The sequence below is a fragment of the Mesorhizobium sp. B3-2-1 genome, from assembly GCF_006439515.1.
GTDB lineage: Bacteria > Pseudomonadota > Alphaproteobacteria > Rhizobiales > Rhizobiaceae > Mesorhizobium.
In genome coordinates this window covers 258,686-270,805 of sequence record NZ_VFTI01000003.1, presented here as the reverse complement: position 1 = coordinate 270,805, position 12,120 = coordinate 258,686, and the positions used below count along the sequence as shown (strand labels likewise).

11 protein-coding genes and 2 tRNA genes are annotated in these 12,120 nt (G+C 61.6%); 9 read left to right on the top strand and 4 right to left on the bottom strand.

The window, feature by feature from the left end; all coding sequences use genetic code 11:
- Positions 1 to 52 precede the first annotated feature (52 nt).
- Positions 53 to 520, top strand: a complete 468-nt coding sequence (locus FJW08_RS04955; protein WP_140809275.1) for a peroxiredoxin — start codon at positions 53 to 55, stop codon at positions 518 to 520.
- A gap of 41 nt (positions 521 to 561) precedes the next feature.
- Here FJW08_RS04955 and FJW08_RS04950 read toward each other — a convergent pair whose 3' ends face one another.
- A complete protein-coding gene (locus FJW08_RS04950) occupies positions 562 to 1,698 on the bottom strand; it encodes a GNAT family N-acetyltransferase (RefSeq protein WP_140809273.1) in 1,137 nt (378 codons plus the stop codon).
- A complete protein-coding gene (locus FJW08_RS04945) occupies positions 1,695 to 2,696 on the bottom strand; it encodes a sterol desaturase family protein (RefSeq protein WP_140755244.1) in 1,002 nt (333 codons plus the stop codon). Before FJW08_RS04945 ends, FJW08_RS04950 begins: the two co-directional genes overlap by 4 nt.
- A gap of 302 nt (positions 2,697 to 2,998) precedes the next feature.
- Between FJW08_RS04945 and FJW08_RS04940 the strand changes: the two genes are divergently transcribed.
- The 6 genes from FJW08_RS04940 (at position 2,999) to FJW08_RS04915 (ending at position 9,419) form a co-directional block, all read left to right on the top strand.
- Positions 2,999 to 4,303 (top strand): M23 family metallopeptidase, encoded by a 1,305-nt coding sequence (locus FJW08_RS04940; RefSeq protein ID WP_140809270.1) that lies wholly within the window; start codon positions 2,999 to 3,001, stop codon positions 4,301 to 4,303.
- Between the two features lie 179 nt (positions 4,304 to 4,482).
- Complete coding sequence (locus tag FJW08_RS04935; RefSeq protein WP_140809268.1) at positions 4,483 to 5,646, top strand: ROK family transcriptional regulator; 1,164 nt, start codon at positions 4,483 to 4,485, stop codon at positions 5,644 to 5,646.
- Positions 5,646 to 6,410 carry an ATP-binding cassette domain-containing protein gene (locus FJW08_RS04930; protein ID WP_135864119.1) on the top strand — a complete coding sequence of 255 codons (765 nt, stop codon included), beginning with the start codon at positions 5,646 to 5,648 and terminating at the stop codon, positions 6,408 to 6,410. The genes FJW08_RS04935 and FJW08_RS04930 overlap by 1 nt, the downstream gene beginning before the upstream one ends.
- A 39-nt stretch (positions 6,411 to 6,449) precedes the next feature.
- Positions 6,450 to 7,490 (top strand): sugar ABC transporter substrate-binding protein, encoded by a 1,041-nt coding sequence (locus tag FJW08_RS04925; protein WP_140809266.1) that lies wholly within the window; start codon positions 6,450 to 6,452, stop codon positions 7,488 to 7,490.
- 116 nt (positions 7,491 to 7,606) lie between these two features.
- Positions 7,607 to 8,602: an ABC transporter permease gene (locus FJW08_RS04920; RefSeq protein WP_140809264.1), complete on the top strand. Its 996-nt coding sequence runs from the start codon at positions 7,607 to 7,609 to the stop codon at positions 8,600 to 8,602.
- Positions 8,603 to 8,648: 46 nt separating this feature from the next.
- Positions 8,649 to 9,419 (top strand): SDR family oxidoreductase, encoded by a 771-nt coding sequence (locus FJW08_RS04915; protein WP_140809262.1) that lies wholly within the window; start codon positions 8,649 to 8,651, stop codon positions 9,417 to 9,419.
- Between the two features lie 112 nt (positions 9,420 to 9,531).
- On the opposite strand, the gene FJW08_RS04910 is transcribed toward FJW08_RS04915, so the two are convergent.
- Positions 9,532 to 9,608: transfer RNA gene (locus FJW08_RS04910), tRNA-Asp, on the bottom strand.
- 216 nt (positions 9,609 to 9,824) lie between these two features.
- Here FJW08_RS04910 and FJW08_RS04905 point away from each other — a divergent pair.
- Positions 9,825 to 9,900: transfer RNA gene (locus FJW08_RS04905), tRNA-Val, on the top strand.
- A 373-nt stretch (positions 9,901 to 10,273) separates the two neighbouring features.
- Positions 10,274 to 11,053 (top strand): hypothetical protein, encoded by a 780-nt coding sequence (locus FJW08_RS04900; protein ID WP_140809259.1) that lies wholly within the window; start codon positions 10,274 to 10,276, stop codon positions 11,051 to 11,053.
- 108 nt (positions 11,054 to 11,161) lie between these two features.
- On the opposite strand, the gene rbsK is transcribed toward FJW08_RS04900, so the two are convergent.
- Positions 11,162 to 12,118, bottom strand: a complete 957-nt coding sequence (rbsK, locus tag FJW08_RS04895) for a ribokinase (protein ID WP_140809257.1) — start codon at positions 12,116 to 12,118, stop codon at positions 11,162 to 11,164.
- Positions 12,119 to 12,120: the final 2 nt, after the last annotated feature.

The following is a 12,120-nucleotide window of genomic DNA, read 5'->3' as shown; positions in this document are numbered from 1 at the left end:
TCGACACTATATCGCTGTGGCTGCGCGCGTAACCTCAAACAAGGGCATCGATATGGCCGACCTCGAAGTAGGCGATCCCGCGCCGCAATTCGATCTTCCACGGGATGGCGGCGGATCGCTCAGCCTGGCGGCATCCGCCGGCAAGCCGGTCGTGCTCTATTTCTATCCGCAGGACGACACGACAAGCTGCACGCAAGAGGCGATCAGCTTCTCACAACTGAAGCCGGAATTCGAGAAGGCCGGCGCCGTCGTCATTGGCCTGTCGCCCGACAGCGCCAAGAAACACGACAGGTTCAAGTCGAAATACGATCTCACCATCGATCTTGCCGCCGACGAAGAGCGCAAGGTGATCGAGGCCTACCATCTGTGGGTCGAGAAATCGATGTACGGCCGCAAATACATGGGTGTCGAGCGCGCGACGTTCCTGATCGGCCGCGACGGGCGGATCGCCAGGATTTGGCGCAAGGTCCGGGTCAAGGGCCATGCCGAGGCCGTGCTGGAAGCCGTTCGCGCGCTCTGAGCGCAGCCAAAGCCCACGCAGGCAATCGACAATTGCGGTCGTTACTCGTCAGATGCCTCGACCTTCGGCTGCCGCCCAGTCCTCCAGGATTTCGAAACCTGGCTCACATGATCGGCCAGCGCGGCGAGATGACCACGCAGGCCGCGCGCGCCCATCATCGATGACAGCGCGACTGACTGCGTGGCGAAGCGCCGCTTGAAATCCTCGCCGCCGCAGAGAAAGTCAATTGTGGCAAGACCACGGTCGAGCGACCACTGGATATAGTCCATCATCAGTACCATACCCGGCGAGCCGCGCTCATATTCGGGGTCGTAGGTAGTGACGAAAGCCATCATCGTGCCGTGCTGTTCGAAATTGATCGAGACGGCGACGATCGTGTCGTCAAGCTCCAGCACGAAGATGCGCAACAGCCCGAGGTCGGCCAGCACCGAAATGAGCGCGGCGAGAACCGGCGAGCCCTTATCGAACAGATCCGAGGCGCGACCATGCCGGGCGAGCCAGAGGCGCTTCAGCGTCGCGACCCGCTCGAGCACCGGCTCACGCGGGTCCTCCGCATCCAGGAGCCGGAAACGCAAAGCACCGCTCTCTTCCATGAACTTGCGGCCACGACGATAGTTCTGCCGGCCCTTCTTGGACAACGTCTCGAACCATTCCGCCCCGCGCTGCCAGGGACCCGCGACACGATAGCTGATTTCAGTGCGGTGGTTGGGCCGAAGCGCCTTGCCATGGGTAGGTTCCAGCAGGGCATGAACACCGGCATCCGGCAACAAACGGTTGAGATAGATCAGGTCGAAGCCGCCCTGGTCAAAAACATACTGCCAGAGGCGGGAGATCGCCCGCGGGTCGCCGTCGGGTGCAACCAGCGCATCGCCATAGTCACTGTGATCCTTCGCCGCCCATTCGAGCATGCGAATGCCGGAGCGCCTGAAGGTCGCGAGCGCTATCACGCCATCGAGCCGGTCGCCGTTCCAGGCAAGCCCGATTCTGAGTGCGCGCCGCTCCTGATGCGGGGTGGTGCGCCACCAAGCCGCGATCCAGTCCGGGTGCTGGAAGACAAGCCCGCCAGCCCGCTGCCAGAGCGCGCTCCAGGCCGGTGCGATCTCGGCCAGGCGCACCGCCGATGTCACGACTTCGAAGGTACGTGTCCGCGGGACCGCAAGCACAACGGGAGCGTTCATGGCCGTGTCCCTTCCGATGATCGCGAGGTGCGTGGCCGTGGCTTACCAGGCCGCATGCGCCTGGCGATATGCCCCCACATCCGCTTCAACGGCATGACGTAGAGGCCGGCGAGCGACTGGTAGTCACGCACATCGCGGTCGACCAGCCCGAACTTGAAGTCCTCGTCGGGCCTCGGCACGCACAATGTTCCGAAGAGCCGATCCCAGAACGAGAAGAGCAGCCCGAAGTTCTTGTCGTAGTGGCGCGGATCGACGCTGTGATGCAACTGGTGCCAATGAGGACACAGGATCAAATTGTTGAGCGGGCCGAACGAGATCTTGAAATGCGTGTGCCTGACGAAATCCATCATCAGGATGTTGCGCATGACGTAGACGTTGACGCCAAAGACGGTCAGTTCGACAAGGTTCAGCGAAATCAGCGACCAGATGCCGAAGCAGAACCCCACGATGAGGCCGTCCCAGGCTCGATTCATCAGCTCGTCGAGCGGATGGACCCTGTCCTTGGTGACCCCGACCATCACCTCGGCCGAGTGATGCACCTTGTGCAGTTCCCAAAGCAGAGGGTAGCGATGCTGGGCGACGTGATAGAGATAATAGGAAATGTCGTAGGCGAGCAGCATGCTGACGGTGAAGATCAGCACCGTCACCGGACCTGCCGGCCCCTCGATCAGAGGCGGCTGAAACTGGAACAGTGTCGAAAACAGCCAGTTGGTCCCGTAGCCCACCGCCGTGACGAAAACGATTCCGGCTGGCAGCATCAGGAAAGGCATCAGGGCCTTCTTCGTGACCCAGAACAGCAGGTCGGCCTTCGCGGAGGGATGGGTGATGACCTCATGCGGGATGACGAACTCGAAAAACTCCTTCCAGCTCTTCTCCTCGACCGTGCGCCAATAGGCCACGAGCGCGCTGACAAGGGCAGTCAGCAGCAAAAGCCCGGTCGCCAGCAGACTGGTGCCCGAAATCTTGTCGAGTATCTTGCCAATCAGATCGTTCAGCATCCCTACCGCCACGGTGAATCCGAAATACCAGCACGCCTTTACTCGAAAAACGTCAATCAAATGCAATCGAAGACAGTTAAGAAACCCAAGCCTTGCTCTGCGCACGACAGGTCGCTGCTGGCAGAACATTGGTGCTCATCGCCAACCATTTCGCGGCATGGCGGCCGCACCCTGGCGATTTACAAGCAACCTCTTGCCCGCGCTGCGTGCATTCGGCGCCGCGCAGTGGACAAGGCAAACCTTTGTTAACCCTAATAATGTGTAATCGGGCGGTCGTGGTGTCGTAACGAAAGCTTGGTCCCGTGAACGCAACCGGTCAGTCCGCAGTCTTCGGCAGGCGCAAGGAACCCCACACGGTCATCATCGCCCGAGGCAACGAGATCAGGCACTTCACGATCCGTCCCTGGCTCGCGGCATTCATCGGCTCGGCACTCGCCGCCATTGCCATCGGCTACCTTCTGGCCACATCCTATCTCGTGCTGCGCGACGACCTGATCGGCGCCACCACCGCGCGCCAGGCGCGGATGCAGCAGGCTTACGAGGACCGCATTTCGGCGCTCCGCGCCCAGGTCGACCGCATCACCAGCAGGCAGCTGCTCGACCAGCAATTGATGGAGACCAAGGTCAGCGAACTGCTCGAGCGCCAGACGCAGCTAAGCCAACGGCATGGCCGTCTCGGCCCGCTGCTCGAACGCGCCGAGAACGATGTCGGAACGGCGCCCGCCAACGATCCGGCCGCGGCCGCCAAGCCCGACAAGCGCGCCGAGGTGACCGGCAGCATCAACCAGCCCGCGCAGACCTACGCGGTCGCCGGCCTGGCCGCCGACCTCGGCACCGCCGACACCAGGCCCTTCTCCTTGTGGTCGACCCGCACCGATCCGCTGCCCAGCGATTCAGCCGCCGATCGCGCCGACAAGCTGTTCGTCTCGATCAACCAGTCGCTGAAATCCATCGAGAATGAACAGCTCAGCCGCATCAGCACGCTCGCGGACAATGCCTACAAAAGCGCCGATGCCATCCAGCAGGCGCTGCAGGCAGCCGGACTGCCGGTCGACAGCGATTTCGGCAAAAACGAAAACGATGTCGGTGGACCGTTGATCCCGCTCAACGCCTCCATGATCTTCGACACCAAGGTCAAGGAACTGGACGAGGCGCTGGACACGCTCGACCAGCTGAAAAAAGAAGCGCGCCGGCTGCCGCTTGCCAACCCCGCTCCCGGCCACCCCGTCACCAGTCCGTTCGGCGTGCGCACCGACCCCATCCTCGGCACCGCCGCGTTGCATTCGGGCATGGATTTCAGGGCGCCGATCGGCATGGCGGCCAAGGTCACCGCGCCCGGCATCGTGACCAAGGCCGGCTGGAACGGCGGTTATGGCCGCATGGTGGAAGTCGATCACGGCAACGGCTTTGCGACCCGTTACGGGCATCTCAGCGAGATCGACGTGACGGTGGGCGAAAAGGTCGACGCCGGCGCAACTATCGGCAAGACCGGCAGCAGCGGACGCTCGACGGGCCCGCATCTCCACTATGAAGTGCGGCACAATGGCGAGGCGATCGATCCGCTGCGCTTCCTGACCGTCGGCAAGAAAGTCGCGCAATATCTCTAGCAAGGGCAACCGCTCGCTTGCCGGCTGAATCCGGAGGTCCGGCCGGGCCGCGCCTCCCTCTTGCCAAGCAGTATCCCGCACCGCCAAACCAGCTCGGTCCCGCGTCCCGAGAATTTTTGAATTCCATTTGACTGAATAAATGTTTGATGCGAACCTTACGTCAAGTGGGGGCGCAAGGCATGGCATTGCGGGGAACCAATCAGGAGTTCGGGCGGCCGTACAACCGGCGCATCGTGCTGGAGTCCATCCGCCGTCATGGCCCGATCGCACGTGGCGACATCGCCAGGCATGTCGGGCTCACCGTCCAGACCGTGTCGACCATCGTTCGCGAACTGGAGGAACAGGGCTACATCCTGTCCGTGCGCGAAGATCCGAAGGGGCGTGGCCTGCCACCGGCGACGCTGCGCATCAACCCGGAAGGCGGCTATGCCGTCGGCATCCACCTGACGCCGCTTGGAATAGACGCCGCACTGATCAATCTCAGCGGCGACGTCATCGAGAGTTCGCGCCGCGAAGCGCCCAATGCGGCGCCCGATCATGCTTTCGACCAGATCGGCGCCATGGTCCGGGACCTGACCGGCAAGCGGCCCGGCGGCCGCGTCATCGGCGTCGGCATGGCCCTTCCCGGCCCGTTCGACGTGGACTCCATGAGTTTTGTCGGCCCAACCACGATGACCGGCTGGAAGCATGTGGCGCTACGTGAGCGGCTGACGGCCGCGACGGGATTGCCGGCCTTCTTCGAGACCGACATGGCCGCAGCCGCGATGGGCGAGCGGCTCTATGGCATCGGAGCCCGCCATTCCGACTTTTATTATCTCTATTTCGGCGTTGGGCTCGGCGGTGCCATGATGCATGACGGCAGCGTTCTGCGCGGCGCCTGGGGCAATGCGGGCGAGATCGGCCACATTCCCGTGGTCGCCGATGGCGAGATTTGCCCCTGTGGCAACCGAGGCTGCCTCGAGCGCTACCTCTCGCTCGAAGCGCGGGGCCGGCGGGCCGGCAATGACGCCGATTGGGTGGCACAGGTCGGCCCGATCTTTCGCAACGCCATCGCCATCATCGAAAACCTCTTCGACCCGGAGACGGTCGTGCTCGGCGGCCTGGCGGCATCGGAGTTGCTCGAACGCCTGGCGGACGCGGCCGAACCGCTGCACAATTCGGTTTCGGCCCGCGCGGACCGCAAGACGCCGCGTGTCATCGTTGCCAGCGGCGGCCAGCATGCCGTGCTGCGCGGCGCGGCGGCACTTGCCGTTTCCGGGGTATTGTCGCCCCGCTTCGGCCAGATGTTCGCCGCCGAACGCGAGCGCGGCCGCGACGTCCTTTCGGCCCGGGAGATTGCCTGATGAGCGAACCCCTGCTGGTGCTCGACAACGTGACCAAGAATTATGGCGCGATCGAAGCGCTGAAGGGGATCAGCTTTTCCATCGGCAAGGGCGAGGTGGTGGCGCTGCTCGGCGACAATGGCGCCGGCAAGTCGACGCTGGTCAAGATCATCGCGGGCGGTCTCGAACCGACGTCGGGCCGCATGCTGTTCGAGGGCAAGGAGTTCCTGGCCCGGTCGCCGGCGGAAGCCAAGGCGGCGGGTATCGAGACCGTCTACCAGGACCTGTCGCTCTGCACCAATGTCGACGTGGTGGCCAATTTCTTCATGGGCCGCGAGATCACCAGGAAGGTGCTTGGCATTCCCGTGCTCGACGAACGCGCCATGGAAGCCGTCGTCGGCAAGGCGCTGGCCAGCGCCGGTACCCGCATTCCTTCGCTGCGCACCAATGTCGAGCATCTCTCGGGCGGCCAGCGCCAGGCCATCGAGCTCAACCGCTTCGTGCACTGGGGCGGCAAGCTCGTGCTGCTCGACGAGCCGTTCGCCGCCCTTGGCGTCGAGCAGACGCGGCGCGGTCTCGACATGATCCGCCAGGTGGCGAGCCAAGGCATCGGCGTCGTCATCATCACCCATATCATGCAGCAGGCTTTCCAGGTCGCCGACCGGATCGTGGTGATCCGGCAGGGCGTCGTGGCGGGCGATGTCGCACGCAACAAAACAAGTCCCGACGCGGTGATCAACATGATCACCGGGGAGACGCTCGCCGGTGCCGGACCGGCGGGCTGAGGGACAAAGAGGGGTCCGGCTTAACAGGGAGCCAACGACATGAAGCGAATACTTCTTGCTGTCATCGGTATCCTGGCACTGGCTTTTGCCACGCTCACGCCGGCATTCGCCCAGTCCAAGGGTATTGTCTACTACATGGTGCCGACATTGCTCGACGAGTTCCAGACCGGCTCGGTGAGCGCGCTGGAGCTGTTCCTGAAACAGACCGGCTATGACATGAAGACGCTGAACGCCGACAACAAGACCGACGCCCAGCAGTCACAGATGAACGACGTCATCGCGCTGAAGCCGGCGGCGATCATCCTGGCCGCCGTCGATTTCAATGCGCTGAAACCATCGATCGAAGCAGCGCGCGCCGCCGGCATTCCGGTGGTCGAGTTCGACCGCCAGATCACGTCGACGCCGTCCGACTTCACATCGGTCGCGGGCACCGTCGAGATCGGCTACGTCGCCGCCGACCAGGCCGAAAAGCTTCTGAAAGCCAAGAACGGCTCGGTGAAGGGCAAGGTCCTGCAGGTGCTTGGCGATCCCGGCGATCCCTACACGCTCGACATCCAGAAGGGTTTCGAAGAGAAGATGAAGGCGTTCCCGGACGTCAAGATCATCTCGTTGCCCGCCATGCAATGGGAGGCCAGCAATGCCGGCACCATCGTTGCCGACCAGATGCTGGCCAACCCCGACATCGACCTGATCTTCAGCCATGCCGCACACCTGTCGGTCGCCGCCGTCGCCTCGCTCGAGGCCGCCGGCAAGAAGCCGGGCGACGTCATGCTGATGAGCTCGAACGGCGCGCCGGTCGGCCTCGACCTGATCCGCAAGGGCTGGCTCAACGTCGAGGTCGAGCAGCCGCTTTACGCACAGGCCGCGGCCGTCGCCATGTTCATGGACAAGGTCGTCAAGAAGGAAGAGATCAAGCCCGGCCAATACGATGTGCTTGGCCTGAAATCGACCGTCACCAAGGAAGCCTGGGGCCCGAACATCAAGATCCCGGGTGCCGCCATCACCAAGGAGAACGTCGACAATCCGGCCTTCTGGGGCAACCAGAAGCCGCCGACCGACACGGTCAAGTCGGTCGAATAGACAGACGGCCCAGGCGCTCCGGGCCATACCCGGCCCGGAGCCCTTCCCTGCCCGCATGAAACGAGACGCAGGCAATCTGCTGCGGCCTTGATTGCGCACGCCAACCGGATCGACACATGAACCTTCGCACACGCCACGCACTGGAGTTCGTCCTCGACAACCTCGTCTGGTTCATGCTGCTTTTTGTCCTGGTCGTCTTCTCGCTGTTCATCCCGAACTATTTCCAGCTCGGCATTTTCGCCAACATCATCGAGGCGTCGAGCGTGCTCGGCGTCATGTCGATCGGCCTGGCGCTGGTCATCATTGCCGGTCACATGGACCTGTCGGTCGAATCCGTCGCAGCGCTCAGCGCCATGGCGGTCGGCATCCTGTTTTGTTCCTCGGGCATCGGCCTCGGCGTCCAATTGCACCCGGAATGGCTGATGGTTCCGGTCTCGCTGCTGCTGGCGCTGGCCGTCGGCGGCCTCATCGGCGCCTTCAACGGCTATCTCGTGGTCAAGGTCAAGATGAGCGCCTTCATCATCACACTCGCCTCCTACATCTGGGTGCGCGGCCTGGTGCTGGTCATTTCGGGCGGCCGCTCGGCGCAGGATCTGGCACCTGCCATCCGCTGGTTCGGCATCCAACGCCTGATCGGCCTGCCGCTTACCGCCTGGATCGCGGTGGCCTGTTTCGTGGTGTTCTCGCTGATCATGGCCAAGACGCCGTTCGGCAGGCACCTCGTGATGATCGGCGGTAATGAAACCGCGACCTTCCGCGCCGGCATCCGGGTGAACCGCAACCTGATCATCGCCTTCGTGCTCGCCGGCGCCATCGCAGGGCTCGCCGGCTGGCTGCTGGCGATCCGCACATCGGGCGCCACGGCCAATCTTGGCGTCGGCCTTTTGTTCAACGCCTTTGCCGCGGTCGTCATTGGCGGCGTCAGCCTGAAGGGTGGTGTCGGCACCTTGCCCGGCGTCTATGCCGGCGTGCTCCTGCTCTCCGCCATCAACACGGCGATCAACCTGATGGGCCTGCCCGCCAACTTCACCCAGGTCATCCACGGCCTACTGGTTCTGGCAGCCGTGCTGCTCGACGCATTCAAGCAAACCATTCGCCAAAGACTGGCGTGAGCGGGGATTGGCATGAGGTGGGGATTGGCATGACAGGACGGTTCGCATGACAGGACGACTGGAAGGCAAGGTGGCGTTGATCGTCGGCGGCGCGCGCGGCATCGGCAAGGGCATCGCGCTGCGCTTCGCCGAAGAAGGCGCAAGGCTTGTGCTGGCCGATACGGAGGGCGAGGCCGGGCAAGCAAGTGCGGATGAGCTCTGCGTCCCCTTCATCCGCACCGACATCTCGCAAATGAGCGACGCCGAGGCCGCGGTGGCGCTTTCGCTGAAACACCATGGCCGCCTCGACATCATCGTCCAGAACGCCGGCATCTATCCCTGGCAATTGATCGAAAACACCAGCGCCGACGACTGGGACCGCGTGATGGCCGTCAACCTGCGCGGCACCTTCAACGCCAGCCGCGCGGCCCTGGTGCCGATGAAGGCCCAGCGCTTTGGCCGCATGCTCTACACCTCCTCCATCACCGGACCGCACGTCACCAGCCCTGGCCATGGCCATTATTCGGCGACGAAAGCGGGCATCAATGGCTTCATTCGCGCTGCGGCGCTAGAATTCTCCGGATATGGCATCACCGTCAACGGCGTCGAACCCGGCAATATCCTCACCGAAGCCATCCAGCAGCATCGCGGCGCCGCCTATATCAAGAACATGGAGGATTCGATTCCGCTCGGCCGGCTCGGCAGTCCGCGCGACGTGGCCAACGCCTTCCTGTTCCTCGCCTCGGACGACGCCAATTACATCACCGGCACGACCATTGTCGTCGATGGCGGGCAATTGCTGCCGGAAGGGAAGGATTTCCGTATGGTGCCGCCGTGAGCGAGGCAAGATCAAGCCGGATACGAAAAGATCCTGGCTACCTACTGAAATCTTTTGATATTCGACGTCTACATTTCTCCGAAACCAAGGGCTCGAAATCCCTTGAGAGAAATGGCGCGAGTGACGGGGCTCGAACCCGCGACCTCCGGCGTGACAGGCCGGCACTCTAACCAACTGAGCTACACCCGCGCATTGACGAGCACGTGTCAGCCGTGTTCGTCGTTGGGGCGGTGGATAAGGGGTTCGGTACCGAGTGTCAAGCGCGGGAAGACAGCATAAACGCAAAGTCGAGAAGGTTTTTTGACAGCCGGTGATTTGGTCGCAGATGCGCTCGTCGAACAGGGTGCCGGCTGCTCATTTGGCCTTGCGAAGCCGAGCCTGAACGCTTAAAGGTCCGGCCGGAGAGGGCGATTAGCTCAGTTGGTAGAGCGCTTCGTTTACACCGAAGATGTCGGCGGTTCGAGCCCGTCATCGCCCACCACGTCGATTCAAAGTTCGCAAGATTTTTGACTCCAAATGCCTTCAAAGGCCGAGCGACCACCTACAAAATAGCAACAACTTTCGAAACGTAGCGCGATTGCGGCCGCAGTGTCGGAGCGCCGCTGAGACATCAAAGATTTCTGCGTGACGCACGCCAGGCTATTGTAGTGCCCCAAGGCGCTTACTAGCCGTCAACCCAAGGGAGAAGAAGGCTCCTGCCTCAAAGGACTATCTCGGCTTGCCTTGATCAAGTCTTCGGCGCAATTTCGGATCGCTTTTTCGATTGGCGCCAGACACATCTTAGCGATCTTCACGGACAACCGAGGTCCCAAGATTGGCGCACCCTGTATTCAGAGTTACGAATTAGGCTTCGCTTGGATCACGTCTACGAGGGGCATTTGATGCGAATTTCACATGCTTTCTTTTTGTTAGTCGTCTCAACTGTGACTATGTACGTCGCAGTCCAATTCGCCGTTGCCGACAAGGCCAAGTCTATACAGCAAGAGCCGATGACTTTTAAGATCATCGAGAATCCCCACTGCGAGAACTGCGTTGTCGTGTTCGCCGACGGCGAGATTTCTGACACGACCATCGACCGCTTTCAGACGACGCTCGATCATCTCGAGAAGTCCACAAACTGGTCGCGAGACAACGCCATAAAGGGCCTAGGTCCACATTTTATCCTACTTCTTGATTCTCTTGGCGGGCTGGCCAGTCCAGCCTATTCAGTGTCAAGACAAGCTAGAATTTACGGCGCAATAACGGTTGTCGCACGCCCGTCTGTAACAGTTGAGATCGACGGCGCGCTTGATCCCTCATCATGTAATTCTGCCTGCAGCCTCATTTTGCTGGGCGGCAAGCAGCGCTTCTCCCACATTTTCTCCAATATCGGCCTCCATCAAATTTATCCTTTAGTCAAGGATAAGCGCAATTTCACGCGAAGCGAGGTTCTGCAATATTTGTCATTTTTCAAAGAAGGATCAGCTGATCTTGCTAGACATATTTCTGAGATGGAAATGGATCAGAGAATTTTTCTGATTGCGATGCAGCAGACGGAAGATGAATTTCATTTTCTCAGTGCTTCAGAGGCCATATCGTTCAAATTGATAAACGCGAATGTTGACTCACTTGTTGGGATTGACCATCGCTCTTAGCATTCCTTGCATTGAATAACCGCATATCCAGGGACCATTGACAAAATCTCTTTGGTCAATGCTTTACATCTGATATGCGGGCCTAGGCAAAAACTTCTTGCCCAATCGCTATGTCTTTAGCCCTTCAAACTTTTTTAACCCCTTGGCCAGCAGCTCCCCAACCTCCTGCAATGTCGGCATCGACGGTGCGGTGCCTGGACGGGTCACGGAAATGCCGGCAACGGCGCAGGCGAAGCGCACCGCCTCCAGCGGCTCCATGCCGCGCGAAAGTGCTGCGGCCAGGCCGCCATTGAAGGCGTCCCCCGCGCCGGTGGTCTCGACGACAGGGCCGGCACTGATGGCTGGAACATGCTCGGACCGATTCTTCGCGTGCAGCAGCGCGCCCTTGTCGCCGAGCGTGACGATGACCGTGCCGACGCCCTTTTCAAGCAGCTTGTCCGCGGCGACGCGCGCTTCATCGACAGAGGAGACTTTCAGCCCGGTCAATTCCTCGGCCTCTGTCTCGTTCGGTGTAAGATAGTCGCAGAGCTTGTAGATGCGGTCGGAAAGCGTTGCGGCGGGTGCCGGATTGAGAATGGTCGTCACCCCTGCCCCGCGCGCGATCTCCAGGGCCCGCATCGCGGCATCGATCGGCTGTTCGAGCTGCGTAACGAAAACACCGGCACTCCTGACAAGGTCGGCATTGGCATCGATATCCTCAGGCGTGATCAGCATGGCGGCGCCGGGGCTGACGATGATGGCGTTGTTGCCGCTTCCCTCCTCGACGAAGATGTAGGCGGCGCCGGTATAGCTGTCCGGCGTGTCGATTGCGGCGCTCTTCACGCCGGCATCCTTCCAGGTCCGCTTGGCCATGTCGGCGAAGGCGTCGACGCCGAGCCTGGTCAGGAATGTGACGTCCGCCCCCAGCTTGCCGGCGGCCACCGCCTGGTTCGAACCCTTGCCGCCTGGTCCCAGCTTGAAGGAATTGCCGAGGATCGTTTCACCCATGCGCGGCTGGCGATCGGCGCGATAGGCGGTGTCGGCAACAAACACACCGAGAATGACGATCGGCTTGCCCGAGGCCATGC